Annotated in this window: 13 protein-coding genes; 2 read left to right on the top strand and 11 right to left on the bottom strand. The window is 54.8% G+C overall.

What is annotated here, in order from left to right; all coding sequences use genetic code 11:
- Positions 1–5: 5 nt before the first annotated feature.
- The 5 genes from ONB24_09760 to ONB24_09780 form a co-directional block, all read right to left on the bottom strand.
- Positions 6–1,151, bottom strand: coding sequence for a CapA family protein (locus ONB24_09760; GenBank protein ID MDZ7316395.1), 1,146 nt, complete (start codon positions 1,149–1,151; stop codon positions 6–8).
- A 7-nt stretch (positions 1,152–1,158) separates the two neighbouring features.
- Positions 1,159–1,542, bottom strand: coding sequence for a hypothetical protein (locus ONB24_09765; protein ID MDZ7316396.1), 384 nt, complete (start codon positions 1,540–1,542; stop codon positions 1,159–1,161).
- A gap of 68 nt (positions 1,543–1,610) precedes the next feature.
- The gene (locus ONB24_09770; GenBank protein ID MDZ7316397.1) at positions 1,611–3,836 is read right to left on the bottom strand and encodes a S8 family serine peptidase; all 2,226 of its coding nucleotides are present in this window, start codon (positions 3,834–3,836) and stop codon (positions 1,611–1,613) included.
- A gap of 11 nt (positions 3,837–3,847) precedes the next feature.
- On the bottom strand, positions 3,848–6,757 hold the full coding sequence (locus ONB24_09775) for a T9SS type A sorting domain-containing protein (GenBank protein ID MDZ7316398.1): 2,910 nt from the start codon (positions 6,755–6,757) through the stop codon (positions 3,848–3,850).
- Positions 6,758–6,764: 7 nt separating this feature from the next.
- Positions 6,765–9,158 (bottom strand): hypothetical protein, encoded by a 2,394-nt coding sequence (locus ONB24_09780; GenBank protein MDZ7316399.1) that lies wholly within the window; start codon positions 9,156–9,158, stop codon positions 6,765–6,767.
- A 136-nt stretch (positions 9,159–9,294) separates the two neighbouring features.
- Between ONB24_09780 and ONB24_09785 the strand changes: the two genes are divergently transcribed.
- Entirely contained in the window at positions 9,295–9,804 is a 510-nt protein-coding gene (locus tag ONB24_09785) for an asparaginase (GenBank protein MDZ7316400.1), read from the top strand.
- Here the strand turns inward: ONB24_09785 and ONB24_09790 are convergent.
- Entirely contained in the window at positions 9,801–10,298 is a 498-nt protein-coding gene (locus ONB24_09790) for a GNAT family N-acetyltransferase (protein ID MDZ7316401.1), read from the bottom strand. The two genes, ONB24_09785 and ONB24_09790, sit on opposite strands and share 4 nt — an antisense overlap.
- An 84-nt stretch (positions 10,299–10,382) precedes the next feature.
- Here ONB24_09790 and ONB24_09795 point away from each other — a divergent pair, with 84 nt between their 5' ends.
- A complete protein-coding gene (locus tag ONB24_09795) occupies positions 10,383–12,065 on the top strand; it encodes an Ig-like domain-containing protein (GenBank protein ID MDZ7316402.1) in 1,683 nt (560 codons plus the stop codon).
- Between the two features lie 64 nt (positions 12,066–12,129).
- Here the strand turns inward: ONB24_09795 and ONB24_09800 are convergent, their stop codons facing one another.
- The 5 genes from ONB24_09800 to prfB form a co-directional block, all read right to left on the bottom strand.
- Positions 12,130–14,613 (bottom strand): ATP-dependent Clp protease ATP-binding subunit, encoded by a 2,484-nt coding sequence (locus ONB24_09800; protein MDZ7316403.1) that lies wholly within the window; start codon positions 14,611–14,613, stop codon positions 12,130–12,132.
- 183 nt (positions 14,614–14,796) lie between these two features.
- Positions 14,797–15,546, bottom strand: a complete 750-nt coding sequence (locus ONB24_09805) for an ABC transporter ATP-binding protein (GenBank protein ID MDZ7316404.1) — start codon at positions 15,544–15,546, stop codon at positions 14,797–14,799.
- Complete coding sequence (locus ONB24_09810; protein ID MDZ7316405.1) at positions 15,539–16,774, bottom strand: ABC transporter permease; 1,236 nt, start codon at positions 16,772–16,774, stop codon at positions 15,539–15,541. Before ONB24_09810 ends, ONB24_09805 begins: the two co-directional genes overlap by 8 nt.
- A gap of 15 nt (positions 16,775–16,789) precedes the next feature.
- Positions 16,790–18,298, bottom strand: coding sequence for a lysine--tRNA ligase (lysS, locus tag ONB24_09815; GenBank protein ID MDZ7316406.1), 1,509 nt, complete (start codon positions 18,296–18,298; stop codon positions 16,790–16,792).
- Between the two features lie 35 nt (positions 18,299–18,333).
- A protein-coding gene (gene prfB, locus ONB24_09820; protein MDZ7316407.1) for a peptide chain release factor 2 occupies positions 18,334–19,435 on the bottom strand; the annotation gives its coding sequence in 2 pieces (ribosomal slippage) (positions 18,334–19,368 and positions 19,370–19,435; 1,101 coding nt in all).
- Positions 19,436–19,509 lie beyond the last annotated feature (74 nt).

Raw genomic sequence — 19,509 nt, forward strand, 5'->3', positions numbered from 1 at the left:
AGCGATTATTGCAATATCGGGTTGCGCATCGGCAAAATTGTCCCCTCGTCGTCGATGATCTTTTTACCGTTGTTCAACGGCAAAGACAGTGTTTGCAGTTCGGCGATGAGTTTTTGTCGATCGCTGCCGGTCAGCGGTCGCGGCTGAAACTGTACGACCGCGTTGTACACATGCAGCGGCACGATCTGCGCCTCGACCCAACCCTCTTTTGTAAAGAAGAGACGCAAAATGGCGGCCGTATGCGCATTTTCACTTAGCGATCCAAAAATGTAATTGCCGAGACTGTAGGCGATCAGCTTGTCTTTATAAATTTCGAACCCCTGCAGCACATGGGGATGATGTCCGATGATCACATCGACGCCGGCATCGATCAAACGATGTGCGCGTTCAATCTGCAGGGAATTGGCTTCTTTGCTTTTTTCGACACCCCAATGGATGTTGACGATGACAACATCCGCCTGCTGACGAGCGAGGCGAATCATCTCTTCGATCCGCGGCTCGGCATAGTTGCAGGTGCCGCAGCGCGTCGGCGTCGCCCAAAACTCATGCGGATAGCAAGTGGTAAGTCCGATGAAAGCGAGGCGGAGTCCACGGATTTCAATTATCACCGGAGCACAGGCTTGGTCGAGATTTTGCCCGCCGCCGCAGTAACGAATGCCCGCCCGATCGAGCGTGGCGATTGTCGACATCAACCCGTCACAGCCGTAATCCATAATGTGATTGTTGGCCAACGTTACCACGTCGATTCCCGCGTTGACCATGCCTTCCACCATAAAAGTCGGCACTTTAAAAGTGTACTGCTTTTCAACAAAAAGACGGCCGCTATCGGCAAAAGGAGCTTCGAGGTTTACGACGGCGACATCCGCTGCGCTCAGCCACTGCCGCGTGTATTCGAACGGCGCATCCACCCCTTCTTTTTTGACCTTATCGACGATCCACGAGCCGAGCATCAAATCGCCGGCCGCGGCTACTTCGACGCGACCGGTATCCGCGATGTAGAAAGGAGCCGAATCGCGATAATAGACGCCGAGAGAATCGTTTGTCGAGACATTCGTTTTGTTTTCATCGGAGGCTTTAGAGCAAGCGATAAGGGCGATTGCCGCCGAAAGGACAAATCCAAAGGCAATCGCCCGAAGATTGTGCGGAATCATACAGCTCCTATTCCTTCGGCAACTCCGGATTCTCGTCTGCAGCTGTTTGAGCTTCGGCGGCAGCCTGCCGTTTGGCTTCCTGGCGCTCGCGCCGTTCTTTTTCCTTCTCCGCTTTAACCTTTTCGATTTCCGCCTCTTTATCCTGCAGCTGCTTTTCCAGAGATTTCACCGTCTCGACGATCTTTTTGCATTCTTCATCCTTGCGGATGTCGGGAGTCTGTTCGGCGGTCATCAATTCATAGACGCGGCCGCCCAATTCGACAAACTGCCGCTCGATATTGCGCTTGATGCCGAAAATATCGACCTTGAGCTTGCCGATTCGACTGTACTCTTCAGTTTTGTCGATAACCAACTCGAGACCCTCACGAATGCTGTCCAATAATGCCGACATACCTGCCTCCTTTTCACCTCAATGTTCATTGCCCGAAAAGCGGGCTTTAATTCGATGGTGGATTATTATTAATTGACGCCGCAAAATACGAGTTTTTGTACAACACTCCAACGATTGATTTTCAGGCGCACAAAATAAATACCGCCGGCCACAGCGCGGCCGCCGTCGTCCAGACCGTCCCAATAGACTGTCTGCCGTCCGGCGGGAGAAGCGCCGCGCACCAGTTTTCTCACTCGACGGCCCAAGGCATCGTAAACGTCCAATTCGACTGCTGCTTGGCCGGAACTCACCGGCACTTGGAACGAAACCGCGGTTCGATTGAGAAACGGGTTCGGCTGCGGCGGCAGCAGAGCAAGCAAAGAGCCTTCTTCATCAGGAGGTTCGGCGGCCAGAGCTTCCAATACATCCAGCTTGCCCCAACCCCAACGGATGTTGGGCGTCGCCCCGACAAAAGCGTCTACTCGAGCCGTTCCGGTCATCATCTCTTTGATTTGCTGGGCCGTTAAAGTTGCATCCTGCTGCAGCAACAAAGCCGCAGCGCCGGCCACATGCGGCGCAGCCATGCTCGTACCGCTGCTGAGCGCATGCTTGCCGTCTTTGTTGACATAGGCATTCGGATAGCGTGTACTGCCGGAATTAAAGATGCTGTACCGTCCATTCGGCGGTGCATCCACAGAATAGGCGCCGACGATGATTTGCCCCGGCGCAGCAATGTCCGGTTTGACATAACCGCCTTTGCGTACCGGCCCGGGACTGGAAAAAGACGAAAGCTGTCCTTCGCGTACGGTATTGTCGACATCATAGGTGAGACTGTTTCCGTCCAGATCGATCCATGAACGCTTGGTGACGAACGAAGCGACGGTGATGGCGCTGCGCGAAGTCCCCGGGATGGTCAACTTCCCTTCGGCAAAATCGCCGGTTTCAAAGGACACTTCCATGGTGGCGTTTACCAGCCACAAGTCGATCGTGCCGCCGGAACCGGTAAAGACAAATTTCCAGAGCCCGTCGGCAGGCGGCGATACGGCTGTTCCGTCGTAGATTTGGATATAGAACTCGCGATCGCCGTTCAGCGGGTTGGCGCCGGCACGATAGTTCTCTCCATCCTCGTAAAAACCGTTCCAAATGTAAACTGTGCCTTCTGTGGTTTTCTTTTCCAGGACGTTTCCAGGCAGAACCGGGCCGTACTCTCTTCCGCTCGGCGAGACGACCGTGACGCCGATTTTCTGGGAACCATCGTACCAGCCGTCGAGAGCAATGATATCATTTTCGGCGCCGTTTTCTGCTCGATAATTCTCGACGCGCAGGCTGATAGTCTGCGGTTCAGAGCTGCTGCGCAGAACGGCTCTTGCATGAACCGAATTGTTGCCGTCATTGCCGGCGACGGTCACAACCACCTTGCCGCGCCCGACCAGGTTGTCGATAAACCGCTCTACGGGCGAGGTGCCGTCGTGGGCACCGCTGTGACCGCCCAAACTGAGATTGGCGACGTAGGGTTTACCCAAAACCTGAGCCACGCTGTCGATAAAAGTTAGACCAATGATTTGATCAGTGGGGCGGAATTCTCGGCCGGCCTCGTCGCGCGTAGCCTTGACGATCACCAGATCGGCCTCGGGAGCCACGCCCGCGTACTCGCCCAAACCTTCACCGACTGCCCCGTCGGCTGCGGCGATCGCCGCGACGTGCGTGCCGTGGCCGCTGACATCGCGCATGGCAATGGTTCGTCGCCCCTCCAGCGCTTCATTGATCTGCCGTTCATCATAGGCTTCACCGCCGTAAACGGCACCGCTGCGGCTTAGATCGAGCATCGCCTTGATGCGCGTCGTGCCGTCCGGTTTGCGAAAATCATAGTGCGTCCAGTCGATGCCGGAATCTATGATGCCGACTATGACTCCGCGCCCGGTTACACCGCGTTGGTTGCGCGCCTTTACCGCATTGACGGCCACCGTGCTCTTGTCCAGCGCAGCCCGGTCAGGGTGAGGTGCCTCCACATAGACGACATTCGGCAACTCGGCGACGCGCTGCAAGGCGCTCAGCGGCAGATCCGCAACAGCCATGTCGCCACGGCGGCAAATAAACTTTACTCCCTCTTTCCGCAATAGTTCTTCGCCTCCGCGAAAAGTCAACACGACGCGAACCTGTTCTTCTCCGGCACTTTTGGCAAGAATATCGCTGTAAGCACTGCCGACTTCCGGAGTTGCCGCCAAACGCGTCAAGCGGGGATCCATTTTACCGACAGCGCCGACAACAAGCACGGGCAGAAACACCGCCAGAAAAATCCGAAAGGAATAGGGCACAAAGAACCTCATTATTTGATTATTGCCAGCTTTTTATACGCCGAATTTCTATCGCCGTTCACTGTAGAAACGTCCATCCTGAGGAAGTAAATTCCCGAAGGCAAATCTGGGCGCCAGGAGAGGCTGTGCTCACCGGCACCATGGTATTGCCGCAGCAACGCTGCAACACGCTTCCCGTCGATAGAATAGACCGAAAGCTCCACCAAGGCGTCATCCGGCAGGAAAAAGTGGATGCGCGTGAACGCATTAAAAGGATTGGGATAATTGCCAAGCAACAGATGCCGAACAGGTTGGGCCGGACGGTCATCTGCTGCGGTCACGAATTGCTTTACCTTTCCATAAAAACAGACGTCATCGATGAAAACGCCCGCAGATTCTTCCTGTTCGTTGGAGACAAAGCGGAAACGAATCCACAAGCGGCTGCGGAACAGCGGTAGAAAAGGGGTAAGCTCCACTCGATGCTGTTCATAGTTCAAGTTTTGATTCGAGAACTGGTAGACGGGTTGCCAGGTCAGTGAATCGGCGCTGATCTCCAGAACACAATAGTCCTTATCGAGTTGCATATGGCAATTGGCCCAAAACGAGATCCAGGCCGATTCGAGCCGCTCGGCTGCAAAGCTGCGCCGCAGGGTCATGACGGCGTTCATGTTCGCTCGATAAGGAAGGAGGCCGCCGTTGCAGTGAGCAGCGTATTTACCCGAATGCCCGCCGTAACGGTTGGTCACACCCCAGCCGCCGGTAAACAGCCATTCGCCTTCGCCGGACTCGAAATCATCGACCAGGGCAGTGGGGAAAATCATGGTCGATGCGGAATCATTACTTGGTCGATTATCGCCGACTGCCGATTGAAGCTGAAATTTTGCCTTCAGCTCAGTTGTGTCGGGCACGACAAAACGGGAAAAGTCGATCCGCACATGCCGGCCGGATTCAAGATCGGTTATCGTTCTCGAGACGGCGGCGTGAGTCAATAGGCCGTCACTGATCGTGCAGGTTACGCTAATGTTGGGAAATAACTGGGTGCCGAGATTTTTCACCAGTGCCGAGAGAGGGAGCAGATCGCCGACAAAAAGTTTTTCGACGCGCTGCACACGCGCATACACAGCCAGATCGAACGGCGGTTTGTTCACGTGCAGAGCGACCGGAAGAGCTAAACTATCCGCGGTTCTGTCGTTGGATTCAATCAGCACTTTCGCAAGATAATCGCCCGGATCGATATCTTGAGCGGAAACGACAAGTCTCACGGGCTCTTTCGACTGCGGCGGAATGGTGCTGAGCGAAGGAGATGTCTTGAGCCACGCGGCCGGCATAGAGCCGTAACCGCTGCGGTGCAGGTTTTCAGCATTTTCCCCCTCATCGGAAAAAAGGATTTTACCTCCGTCGGAAACGGAAATGCAATCGATAAAAAAGCCGGTGACCGTCGGATCATCGAGGGTAGAAAATCCCATATCGCTGGCAAAGGCGAAACGGATGACGGTCTGCGATGAACGATAAGGACTTAGATCGAATGCGGCGGGTTGCCAGCCGTTGCTTTTACCGGCCCAGCCGGGAATATTGGGGCCCATGTTCCAGCCTTGCTCTTTTTCTCCGAAAGCCCAAAGGCTGCTGCAGGAATAAGGCGGGAAAAGCGGTCGTATGATCTGAAACGATTGACCGCCGTCGGTCGAGATCCAGACGTTGGCGCCGTCCCAGCCGTCCCAAGGCGGGTCTGTTCCCTCAGGCGGCTCGATCGACCAGAAAGCGACGAATTTCAGCATTGGATTTGTGGTTGTGGTCAAATCGAGAGGCGGCGTATCCAAATACTGCAGCCAATGATTGGCATACCCGCCGAGCGCCGGGCTGCCGCACCACCAGGAAAAATCGTCGTATGCATTAAAGGCGGAAACATGAAAAACCTGCGGCGTCTCCTCGCAAAAAAGTGCATAGTCGAGCGGTACGGAACCGCGATTCTCCAAGTGAAACTCCGCCTGGATTTCCTCGCCGGCGGTCAGCTCAAATGACAAGGAATCGGGTACAAACGCAACGGCGCTTTCGGTTACGGCATCATATACGAACGGAGCAAAAGATCCAAGACCGGAATCGCCCCAAAGGATGCGAAAATAGCCGTTCTCTCCCCAGTCGGCGCCCCAGCTGTTTTTGCAAATCCAGCATTTCCCTTCATCATCCCAGCCGACGATCAACACGCCGTGACCGCCCACTGCTTTGCCCCACACGTGCCGGTAAACGCCCCCGCCGTAGAACTGGAAATCCTCAAAGACGGTATAGGAAACCGACACCGGATGTCGAAAGACGGCTTGTTTGAGGTTGTCGATCAAAATTTCGTTGAGGGTGACATAGCCCCAATCGGGTATGGTAATCATGCGGCGATCGGATTCAGGGCAGGCGTTGCTGCACGGAATGTCGTCGCGAGCGCGGTAGGGCATGCAGGACTCGAAAGGCACGCCGAAATCGCGGACAAAGGAAAGCGCTCCTTCGATGCTGCCGCCTCTGCAGGTTCCGACGCCGGCGCAGGAAAGTACAAACTGTTCGGACAAATCGATTCCCGAGTCCGGTGTGCCGTTAAAGATTTGGTACCAAGCCTCGACCTGGGCAAGAGCGGAAAAATTCCAACAGCTGCCGCAGCCGCCTTGATTTCGCACGGGCGTCACCCAATTGCCGTTGTTGTTCCTCCAGTCGAATCGGCTGGGCAGAGAGGAAATCGGCTTGAGGCGGATCAAGCGGGACGCTGCATCAGCCGGAGGTTCAGACAGAGTGCCGCAAAGTTCTGCAAATTCATGCGCCGAGAGAGAGGCCACCCAGCTTCGGCCGGTGTACCATGCAGCACCTGCGTCGCGAATAGCCTGTTGGACCGCCTCGATTCGATTTTCTCCATAGAGTAAACCCGCTGAGAGCGCTATGAAAAGCACAGCTTTATGTATATTCATACTTTCCTCATTTGATAAGTAACAGCTTTTGACGTAACACCTCCCGCCTGCCTTCGGCAAACGACAAGGCAATTTGAGCGAAATAGATGCCGGTGGGCATGCCTTCGGCATCCCATACCCAAACCTGCCTGTTGTTCGAGCAGCGGGTCACAGCCGACTGATAGACAAGCCGGCCGCGCGCATCCGAAATGTTCAGTTGGGCAACGGCCGGTTTAGCTAAAAAGGCAACGAGCGAAACCGATGTATTGAAAGGATTGGGAGCGGCAAGCAGCGAAGCCGAGTGCGTTATTGAATATGAGCGGACGGCTGCAGGTTCTTGTTCCGGTTCGACTGAGCTTGTAAAGACGTTGAAATCGTCGAGAAGCACGCCGATACTTCCGGAGAAGGCATCGGAGACGAAACGAAAGCGGAACCAAGCCTTTTGCGCTCCGCATGTGAGCAGATCGACGAAATCGATCATCCGTCGACGCCAAGGCGGCTGCATTCCCGAGAGAATGTCGACGGACCGCCAATGCAGGCTGTCGCTGCTGATCTCAACCACACAATAGTCCCCGTCTTCGGTAAAGACGCGCGCCCAATAGGTGACGATCAATGTATCGACATCCTGTAAAACGAAACCAGGGGAAAAAGTGAGCACCGCATTCATATTTTCCGGATAAGGATAAACGCCGCCGTTGATGTGGGCGGCACCGCTGCCTTTGTGTCCGTTCAGTTTAGAGGTAACGGCCCAGCCGCCGCGGAAATCCCAAAAGCCGGTTTCGGCCTCGAAATCATCGAGCAAATGGGTTGCCTGCACGTCGCAGCTCAGTGTGTCGTTAAAGCGATTCAGATCTTTTTCCAAGCCGGACAAAAAGACCAAGAGCTGCATCGGGGTCACTTTGACGGGACGAAAGGGTTTGAACCGGAATGCAAGTTCACCGGATAGCGCAGGCAGAGACAGATTGAGAGTATCGCTGTAAAGAAACGCGTTTTCAGCGGCAATTTGACAAACGAGCGAAATTCGATCGACTGCATTGAGGCCGATGTTTTCGACGACAACGCCAAAAGGCACCGAGGAAAGAAGCGGAAACCCCGACGGCGGCGTTTCGGTTTTCACGAGCCGGACATCCCATTCCGGCGGCAAAACATTCAAACGGCAATGTACCTGAAGGCTGCTGCCTGAATTACCGGAAATGAAAATCAGGCGCTCATAGCTTCCGGCCGGAACTGCCCTGGCGTTAAAAACGACGCGCACAGCGGCGGAGGAGCCGGCGCTCAGTGTGCCTGCGCCGTTGACGATGGTCAGCCAGTCGGCAAGCGAATCGGCGCTTAGACTGCTCTCCATGCAATAATACTGCATCGGCGCAGATCCGATGTTCCGCAGGATAAAGCTCAGCGTATCGGTTCGGCCGTATTCGATCGACGATTCGAGCTCCATCGTCGAGGCGGTCAGTTGTCCGGAAGATACTTCATCCCAAATGCACCATACCGCTTCTCCGAAATGGACTTGTCCCCAACGAATGCGAAAATAACCCGATTCGCCCCAATTTTTTCCCCAGCTGTTTTTGGCTATCCAGCAGCGTTCATCATCGTTCCAGCCGACAATGAGCACCGCATGCCAGCCTTCGGAAGCGCCGTAGACGTGCTCATAGATGCCGCGCTTGTAAGCGTAAAAATCGGCAAAAACCTCAAAGGCGGCCGAAACGGGATGATAGAGCAGCGCGGTTTTGATGTTTTCGATTTGCGCTTCGCCATAGGTCACGTAGCCCCAATCGGGAATAGTTACGGTCTGGAGATGCCAAAGCGCTTCTGCGGCGGCGCACGGAACAGTCGATTTAGCGGCATACGGCAGGCTTTTTTCAGGCGGCACGCCCACGTCGCGAATGAAATGAAGGGCAAGATCGACTCGACCGCCGTTTTCGCAGTCACCGGCGCCGCTGCAGGAAAGCAAGATCTGTTCCGATAGATCGAGAGTTGAATCGGCCGTCTGCCTGCGGATGTTCCACCAGGATTCGACCTGCGCCACGGCGGAAAAGGCCCAACAACTGCCGCAGGCGCCCTGATCGCGCACCGGCGTCACCCAATTGCCGCCTGCATCACGCCAGTCGAAACGGGAGGGCAGTGGGCCCAATTGAGGTAAAGACAACAGAGCAGGGGCTGTACCTTTGAGTGGTGAATCGGTCAGTCCTAAACGACGCCTGCGTTCTTCACCCGAAAGCTCCGTCAGTTCGTTCGAAGAGGCGCTCCATGCGGCGCCCTGCTCACGAATTGCCCGCTCCACCGCCGCTATGTCCACCGTCGCAGCGCCGAACAGCGAGGAGGAGAAAAAAATCGTAAGAAGCAGAATAGCCTTAGCCCAATCCTTTTGCTTAAAAAGGTAATGATCTACCGGGCAACCAAAGGCGTAACGAGACAGGCTCAAAGAAGCACCCTCTGCCGAACACTTTACTCAATATAAGAGCGCAACGGATAAAATTCAAGCCGTCAATCCGCAACTTTTCCGTCTTTTGAATGCCAATTTTTCTTAAATTATCGTGTCAAACACATGGGACGGAACTATGAAAGTAATCATCATAACCACCGGCGGCACGATCGAAAAGACGTATGATGAAGAGGAGGGAACGCTGACCAATCGCGGCTCCCAGCTGCAGCGCATGCTCAAACGGCTGCGATTGCCTTACACTCAGATCCACCATATCGATCTCTTGTGGAAAGACTCACTCGAGATGACCGATCACGACCGTCAGATCATCTGCAACACCGTCACCAACTTTTTGCCGGAAAAGTCACCCGTGCTCATCCTCCACGGCACCGACACCATGGAACTCACCGCTCAGTATCTATACGACCGTCTCATGCCTATCCCCATTCCCCTGATTCTCACCGGCGCCATGAAACCGTTCGGATTCGAAGATTCCGATGCACTGCAGAATTTCGTCGAGGCGCTCTTTGCCTGTCGATTGGCGCCTCCGGGTATTTATATCTCTTTCCATAACATGCTGCATCCGATGCCCGGAGTGCGCAAAGACCGTCTGCGCAAGACGTTTATCAGCGACGCCTGTCGTTAAACTTTCTGTTCAATGGAATTATTTTCTTCCGCTAATAGGCGGATCTGCTCCTCTTCCAGACGATGCAGCCGCCATTCGGGGTGCGCTTGGGCTCCGATCGAGCGAAAGAATCGTTGCGCCGGTTCATTCCAATCCAGAACCGCCCATTCCATGCGGCCGCAGTCGTGGGCTCTCGCTATAGTCGCCAAAGCCGCCATCAGCGCCCGACCGACGCCGGAGCGGCGATACTCCGGCAGGACGAAAAGATCCTCCACATAGAGCGTCGGCCGGCCTAAAAAAGTCGAAAAAGTAAAGAAATAAAAAGCCATTCCGATTGCCTGACCCTCCCTTTCAGCCAGCAAAGCGTGAAAATAGGGTAGATCGCCGAAACCGAAACGCAGCAACCGCGCTTCCGTCGCTTCGACCTGATGCGCCAAGTTTTCATATTCCGCCAAGTTGCGAATAAAGCGGAGAATCGTCGTGATGTCCTTTGCTTCTGCTTTTCGGATGTGCATGGTTCCCTTTCCCAAAACTTGTCCTCCAGCCAAGCCGATAAACTCCTTGAAATTCGACGGGCGAATGGCTATTTTGCAAACGCCATGAAAAAGGTAATTGTCATTTTTCTCATTGCGCTCGCGCTTTGCACATGTGCAAACCAGGGTTTTCCTCCCGGCGGACCCGAGGATAAAACGCCGCCGCGCGTGATTGCTTCCTTTCCGCCCAAAGATTCGACCGGCGTTTCACGTACAACAAAGGTGCAAATATTGTTCAGCGAACCGGTCCTGCCGTTTACCGTGGAAAAGGCGCTGTTCATTACGCCGTTTGTCGGCGAGCGCCTCAAACTGAAATGGCATCGCGATCGACAGTTGACGATCCAGTTCAGCGACTCGCTGCTGCCGAACCGCACTTACGTCGTCACCATCGGCGCGGGCGCCAAGGACCGCCGCAATAATATGATGAAAGAATCCTTTACACTAGCCTTTTCTACCGGCGAACACCTCGATCGCGGTCAAATCAGCGGTAGACTTTACGGCACCGATTTGGGCGGTGCGCAGGTTTGGGCTTACGATCTGTCCCTCACGCCAAACCCCGATCCCTCCCGCCATACGCCGCTCTACGCCACGCAAACCGGTGAGGAGGGTCTCTTTTGCCTTCCCTACATGGCATTCGGACGTTACCGTCTCTTTGCCGTCAAAGACCGCAATCTCAACAACCGCTACGATCCTGAATTCGATCTCATCGGCGTCGCCCATCGCGACGTTCAACTCGATTCCGTAAGCCGGATCGATTCTCCGCTGACCTTTCGTCTTGCCCAGCGCGACACCACGCGGCCGCGCCTCGACGCCGTCACAGTACCCGATCGACAACACGTCATCCTGCGCTTCAGCGAACCCGTTCGCGCGGAAGCCGCCCGCAGCGACAATTTTCTGATTGTAACCGGATCAGACACCCTTGCCGTTTTCGATGCCTCTTTTGATCCGCAGAACGCTGCTCTCTTACAGCTGACGACTGCGCCGCAGGAGTCAGGGCTTTATTATCAGCTGCAGATCAAAGAGATAAAAGATCAAAGCGGATTGACCATGGCCGCGCCGTCTTTGCCCGTCACTTTTTCCGGCTCGGCTCTGCCGGACACCGTCCGGCCGCGCTGCGTCGCCATGTCGCCGCGCGACAGCTCCCGTGCCGTGCCGATCAATTCGCCCATCGAAGTCTTTTTCTCCGAGACCATGGCGGAAGAACCTTTGACACGACTTTTTCACCTGGCCGATTCGAGCGGCAATCCTGTCAGCGGCAGTCTCGCTTTTCCTGCCGGTAACCGCCTTGTCTTCACCCCGCATCGACCATTGAGGGGTAAAATGCGCTACATGGTCAGCCTGCCGGCCGATTCGATCATGGATCTTGCCGGCAATCCGTTGGCCGATTCGCTTTTCCTCAAGCACTTTACCACCCTCAATCCCGACACCCTCTCCGCGATCGCCGGCGCCGTATCAGACGCCGACACTTCTGCCCGCGGACCGCTTTTTCTCAAAGCTGTGTCGGTCGGCGAGAAAGAGCCGCGTGCCTATGAACTCTGCCTTCCGGCTCCCGCCGGATTCGAATTTCGCGACCTGATGCCGGGCAGATACATTATCGAACTGTTTCGGGATGAGGACGGAAACGGCGAGTTTACGTTCGGAACACCCTATCCATTCCAGCCTGCGGAACGCTTTTTTGTCTATCCCGATACGATCGAAATCCGCTCGCGCTGGCCGAGCGACGGCGAATCGATTGTCCTCCCCCGCTGACCTGCCTGCAATGATGTTTGTCCGTCAATGAAAAAGCCCGAATCACTTGATTCGGGCTTTAGCGTCAGCTCTTTAACACCTCCTCGTGGGGGGAAGCGTGCGGCTCGTCGAGCGGATTTCCAAGGTCGAAAACCAGCTCGTCGTTTTGAGCGCGGATGGTGATCGATGCTCCGTCCGAAAAGACGCCGCGGAGCAGCTGCTCGGCCAAAGGATCTTCGACGTACCGCTGAATTGTTCGCTTGAGCGGCCGCGCGCCGTACACGGGATCAAAGCCGCGGTCGGCAATAAACTCCTTGGCGCCTTTGGTCAGCCTGATCTTGATGTTGCGATTGGCCACCCTCTGCAGCATCTCCTGTACGGTAATGTCGATGATGCGCACCATATCCTGACGGCTCAGCGGCCGGAACACCACCAGCTCGTCGACACGGTTGATGAACTCGGGATTAAAAGTATGCTTGACCTCTTCGATAATCCGATCGCGCATTTTTTCGTAATTCGATTCCTCATCGTCCTTAGCAAAGCCCATGCCGCCGCCTTTGCTCACTTGACGTGCGCCCAGGTTTGAAGTCATGATAAGAACCGTGTTTTTGAAATCGATCTTGCGGCCGAGGCTGTCGGTGATATGGCCTTCGTCCAAGATCTGCAATAGGATGTTGAACACATCGGGATGCGCTTTTTCGATTTCATCGAACAAAACGACCGAGTAGGGATGACGCCGCACCCGTTCCGTCAGCTGGCCGCCTTCCTCGTAACCAATGTATCCCGGAGGCGCGCCGGTCAGACGCGATACCGAAAACTTTTCCATGTACTCGGACATGTCGATGCGAATCAGCGCATTGTCGTCGTTGAACAGATAGCGGGCCAGCTCCTTAGCCAGGTAGGTCTTGCCGACGCCGGTCGGGCCGAGGAAAATAAACGAACCAATCGGCCGATTGGGATCCTTCAATCCGGCCCGCGTTCTGCGAATCGCCCGGCATAATAAGTCGATCACATTGTCCTGACCGACGACCCGCTTTTTCAGCTCTTCCGCCATGTTGAGCAGTTTGTCGGATTCGCTCTGCGCTACGCGCGTCACCGGTATTTTGGTCATCATCGACACAACCTCGGCGACGTCGTCGGCGGTGGCCACAGCCCAGTGCTCTTCCTGCTCGGCGTTCCAGCGCTGCTTGGCGCGCTCGAGCTCCTGTACTAGCTGCTTCTCCAAATCGCGCAGCTTGGCGGCCTTTTCGAAATTCTGCTTTCGCACCACCGCTTCCTTTTCCGCCCGTACCTTTTTAATCTCTTCTTCGATGGCGGCAATCTCTTTCGGTACAACAATGTTGGCTAAATGGACGCGGGCGCCGGTCTCGTCCAACACGTCGATCGCCTTGTCGGGTTGAAAGCGATCTGTGATGTAACGGTCGGAAAGATTGACGATTTCGCGGATGGCGTCTTCGGTAAAGCGCACGCGGTGGTGAGCCTCATAACGGCTCTGCAGGCCCTTGATGATGGCATAGGTCTCTTCCAAAGAGGGCGGATCGACCATCACCTTTTGGAAACGCCGTTCGAGAGCGCCGTCCTTTTCGATGTATTGACGGTATTCATCCAGCGTAGTGGCGCCGATGCACTGCAGTTCGCCTCGCGCCAGTGCCGGTTTGAACATATTGGAGGCGTCGAGAGAACCCGAGGCGCCGCCTGCGCCGACGATGGTGTGCAGCTCGTCGATGAATAAAATGACGTCGCGCTGCTTGACCAGCTCGTTCATGATCGCCTTCATCCGTTCCTCGAACTGGCCGCGATACTTGGTACCCGCGACAATGGCGCCGAGATCGAGCGTGACGACCCGCTTGTTGAACAGAACGCGCGGCACCTTCTTCTCGACGATGCGCAGCGCCAACCCTTCGGCGATGGCGGTTTTGCCGACGCCCGGTTCGCCGATGAGAACCGGGTTGTTCTTTTTTCGCCGGCTGAGGATTTGCGCCACACGCTGGATTTCCGCATCACGGCCGATGATCGGATCGAGCTTGCCCTCGCGCGCCATGGCCGTTAGGTCGCGGCCGAAATGATCGAGCGCCGGCGTCGGCGACTTGCCGCTGCTGCTTTCGGAACTTGTTCCAGTTGATTGCGAAGAAGAACTCTCGAGATTCTTGGTCAACTCGGCGGCAACCGCTTCATAGGTCACGCCGAAGCTGGTGAGAATCTGCGACGCCAACCCTTCGCGCTCTTTAACCAAAGCCAATAGCAGGTGTTCTGTGCCGATAATATCCGACTTGTAGCGCTCGGCTTCCATATAGGCGCTCTTTAGGATCTTTTCCGCCCGCTTGGTAAAAGGAATGTTGCCGAGCGTCATGGTCTCGCCGGACACACGGCCCGCATCTTCAACCGCCTGCTTGATCTCATCCAGATCACATCCCAGCGACAACAATATTTCGATCGCCATCCCTTCGCCTTCGCGAATGAGACCCAGCAAAAGATGCTCGGTGCCGATATAATCGTGACCCAGCCGCAGTGCTTCGTCCCTTGCGAACTGAATCACCATCTGCACTCTGCTGGAAAAATTATTCTTCATGTATGCTCCTAGAACCGCTTCTTCCTCTCTAACACATGAAAAGCGCTCAAGTTTCCCTTTTCTTTTTCGGTACTACTTGGCGGTGACACTCTGTTCAAAAAAAAGACACTCGCAAAGTTTCATTGACCGCTTGTTTCTACTAAATAATATAGGGTTAGAAAACAGCGATCGCAAGGTCTTCTTTTAATTTTCAATTTTCGTGCCGGCAGAAACGGAGATACGGCGGATTTTGCCGTCATAGAGTTCGATGATGCGGTCTGCCCGTTCAGCCAGGTCGCGGTTGTGTGTGACGAGGATCAGCGTTTGCCGCAGACCGCGACTGAGTCGCCACAAAAGCGCATGAAGGGCTTCCGCCGCCTCTGCATCAAGATTGCCGGAAGGCTCGTCCGCCAGCAGCAGTCGCGGCCGATTGATCAGCGCCCGCGCCACTGCCGCCCGCTGCTGTTCCCCGCCCGACAGCTCGTTGGGCCGATGATGCGCACGCTCTTCCAAGCCGACGGCGCGCAGCAATTTCATCGCCTCCTCCGTCAGCTCTTCTTTCGGTCTTCCCGCGATCATCCCGGGCATCATCACGTTTTCCAGCGCGGAAAACTCGGGCAATAGATGATGCGCCTGAAAGACAAAGCCGGAGGTCTGATTGCGCAATTTGGCCAGCTTTTGATCGTCAAACTGATAGACATCATGTCCGTCGATTTCGACGCTGCCGGCGGTAGGGCGATCGAGCATGCCGATGATATGTAACAGTGTGCTTTTCCCCACTCCCGACGGACCGACCACGGCGATGATCTCACCCTCGCTGACCTCGAAACTGATGCCCTTGAGCACGCGCAGCTCGCCGTTCGGCATCGGGTAGCTTTTTTGCAAATCCGTGACCCGCAAAATAACCGGCGCCGATTTTTGCCGGCTTACAGAAAACTCTGCCGAATTACTCATAACGAATCGCCTTTACCGGATCCAATTTAGCCGCTCTTGCCGCCGGATAAACCGCCGCCGCATAAGTAATGAGAATCGCCGCCGCCGAAATCATGACGAAATCGGTCCATTTCATCAAAATCGGCAGCCAGTCGATGATATAGATGTCATTAGGCAAGGAAAAAAAGCGGTACCGATATTGCGCCCAGCATAAAGCATAGCCGATAATGCAGCCGAGAACGGTCCCGACAATACCCACCAACAGACCCTCGAAAGTAAAGATGCGGCGAATGCCCGCGTTGGTGGCGCCCATCGCCTTGAGCACGCCGATCTCGCGCGTCTTTTCCATGGTCACCATGATCATCGTCGAAATGATGTTGAAAGCCGCCACCATGATGATCAGGCTCAAAATGATAAAAGCCGCCCATTTTTCGATCTTCATCCAGGCAAACAGATTTTGATTAAGATCGAACCAGGTGAGAACCCGATAGGGATAGCCCAGCTTTTCATTGAGCAGCGCTTCCACCACGGAAGCGTTTTCATAGTGGTCGAGCCGTATTCCGATGCCCGACACTTTAGTACCCATGCGAAAAAGCTTTTGCGCCGCTTCGTTGGAAATGTAGGCCATGTTGTCATCGAATTCGAACAGACCGGTCTCGAAATAGCCGGTGACCACGAACTGCATCATTTGCGGCATCTGATTGACGCGCGTCACGTCCTCGAAACTGGCAAGAATCACTTTGTCACCGACGCTGACCATGAGGCGATCGGCCAGGTTGAATCCCAGCACAATACCCGGCAACGGCCGGCCTTCGTCAGTCTCCACCATGCCGACATCGAGGGCGCCGTATTTAATGCTCTTTTTGATTTCCGTGACGTTTTCCACCGTCTGCAGATCGATGCCGCGAATGATCAGTCCCGTAGTCTCGGTTTTCGAGCGAATCAGACCCTTTTTGTGGATGTAAGGCGTCATAGCGACGATGTGCGGCGTTCCCTTGATTCGCGCCATGATTGCCGCGGGGTCTTCGATGCCGCGGTCGTTAAAGGTCCGCACCTTGACGTGTGCATCCACGCCGATAAAGCGGGAACGCACTTCCGATTCAAACCCGTTCATGACCGAGAGAACGATGATCAGTGCGGCAACGCCAATCGTCACACCGAGAATAGAGATGTAAGAAATCAGCGAAATAAACCCTGTCTTGCGCTTGGAGCGCAAATAACGGAGGGCAATAAAGAGCTCGTAGGACATGGATAAATTCTCGATCTATTTTTCGGGTCGCATGGTCGGGAAAAAGATGACGTCGCGGATCGAGGGTTGATCGGTCAGCAGCATGACCAAGCGATCGATGCCCATGCCCAGACCGGCGGTGGGCGGCATGCCGTATTCCAGGGCGCGAATAAAATCTTCGTCCATGACCTGGGCTTCTTCGTCGCCGGCCTCGCGCAGCTTCATCTGCGCTTCGAACCGGCTGCGCTGATCAATGGGGTCGTTCAGCTCGCTGAACGAGTTGCCGATTTCGCGCCCGGCGACATACGGCTCGAATCTTTCTACCAGCCGCTCGTCGTTTCGATGCCGCTTGGCTAAAGGCGAAAGCTCGACGGGATAATCGCAAATAAACACAGGCTGGATGAGATGCGGCTCGACCTTTTCACTGAAAATCTCGTCGATGATCTTGCCCTCTCCCCAAAACTCTTCGATCTCGACGTGCATCTCCTTGGCCGCGGCGGCCAACTGTTCGCGCGAGAGACCGTAGAGCTGCCTGCCGGTGTACTTTTCGATCGCTTCAAAGAGCGGCAAACGCGGCCAAGGACCGGCCAGGTCGATTTCATGTCCCTGATAAGAGATTTTCGTCGTTCCCAGCACTCTGTCGGCAATATGGTTCACCATGTCTTCCACCAAGTCCATCATAAAATGATAGTCCTGGTAAGCCACATAGAGCTCCATCATGGTGAACTCGGGGTTGTGGGTGCGGTCGATCCCTTCGTTGCGGAAATCTTTACTGATTTCATACACGCCGTCATAACCGCCGACAATCAGCCGCTTGAGGTAGAGCTCATCGGCGATGCGCATGTAAAGATCGATGTCCAGAGCGTTGTGATGGGTAATGAACGGTCTGGCGGTTGCGCCGCCGTAGATCGGCTGCAGTACCGGCGTTTCGACCTCGAGATAGCCGCGGGCGTCCAAATAAGCGCGCATGGCGGAAATGATTTTGGAGCGCTTGATGAACACCTCCATGACATGGCGATTGACGATCAAATCGACGTACCGCTGACGGTAGCGCGCCTCGGTGTCGGCAAAAGCGTCATAGACCACCTTGACGCCGTTTTCTTCTTTTTCCTTGACGATCGGCAGGGGGCGAAGGTTTTTCGTCAGCAGTTCCAGCTTTTTGACGACGACGGTGATTTCGCCGGTCGAGGTCTTCATAACCTCGCCCTCCACACCGATGATGTCACCGATATCCATCAGCTTGAAGAGGGTATATGCAGAATCGCCGACCTGATCAGTGCGCACATAGATCTGCAGCCGCTCGCCGCCGTCCAACAAATGCGCAAAAGAAGCTTTTCCCATGCGTCGGATGGCGATCAACCGCCCGGCCACGGCTACACTTCGGCCTTCCATTTCCGCAAAATTGTGCAAAATTTCTGCCGCCCGATGCGTCCTCGCAAAACTGTAGGCAAACGGATTGATCCCCATCTGACGAATCTGCGCCAGCTTTTCGCGCCGATTGCGCATGACCTCGTTCAGCTCGGCTGTATATTCCTCATGATTCATGCCGTCGATCTCCTGTTCTGTTTAAGGTCGGCAGCTCATTCATGCTGCATCTGGATCAAATAGGCGTGGATGAACTCGTCCAGTTCGCCGTCCATAACTGCCTGTATGTCGCTCGTCTCATAGCCGGTACGATGATCCTTGACGAGGTTGTAAGGGTGAAAAACATAAGAGCGAATCTGATTTCCCCAGGCAATGTCCTTTTTGGTATTTTCCAGCTGCGCCTTTTTGGCCGCTTCCTCTTCCAATTTAAGCTGATAAAGCTTAGAAAGCAGCATTTTCATGGCCGCTTCTTTGTTGCGATGCTGCGACCGCTCGTTCTGACACTGCACGACGATGCCGGTCGGAATGTGCGTAATGCGGATGGCGGAGCTGGTCTTGTTGACGTGCTGCCCGCCGGCGCCGCTGGCGCGAAACGTGTCGATCCGCAGATCCTTTTCGTCGACATCGACTTCAATCGCATTTTCCACTTCGGGATAGACAAAGACCGAAGCGAAAGAGGTGTGTCGGCGACTGTTGGCATCGAACGGCGAGATACGTACCAGCCGGTGTACGCCCGCCTCGGCCTTTAAATAACCGTAAGCATAGGGGCCGGTCACTTCAATAGAAACGCTCTTGATGCCGGCTTCCTCTCCGGCCTGAAAATCGAGAATTTCTTCTTTAAAACCGCGGCGCTCGATCCAACGCTGATACATGCGCATCAGCATCTGCGCCCAATCCTGCGATTCGGTGCCTCCCGCCCCAGGGTGTATGGTCAAAATGGCGTTTTTGGCATCCTCCGGCTTGCCGAGCATCTTGCGGAACTCGAGCGCCGAAAGCTCCTTTTCCCATCGCGCCACTTCCTGTCGGATTTCTTCACCGACCGCTTCATCCTTCTCCTCATCAGCCAGAAGCAACAAATCGCGGCATTCTTTCAAGCCGGAATCGATCTTTTTCCAGGCATCTACCCACTCGCGGCGTTCGGCGATTTCGCGCATCACCTTTTGCGCGCTTTCGTTGTCGTTCCAAAAATCGGGTTGATGCGTGCGTTTCTCCAGCTCGGCAATTTCACTTTCCTTCTTATCGAGCTCAAAGGTGCCTCCGCAGCGTTTCCTGACGCTCGGTCAGCTCTTCAAGAGTCGTTTTAATATCCTCGAACATATTTCTCCTTTTGAAATTAGGAACAATAAATATAGTCAAACATCAAGAAAGAATCAAGTCGTTAAAAACCATGT

This window comes from candidate division KSB1 bacterium (genome assembly GCA_034505495.1).
In the GTDB taxonomy this organism is placed as follows: Bacteria; Zhuqueibacterota; Zhuqueibacteria; order Residuimicrobiales; family Krinioviventaceae; genus Fontimicrobium_A.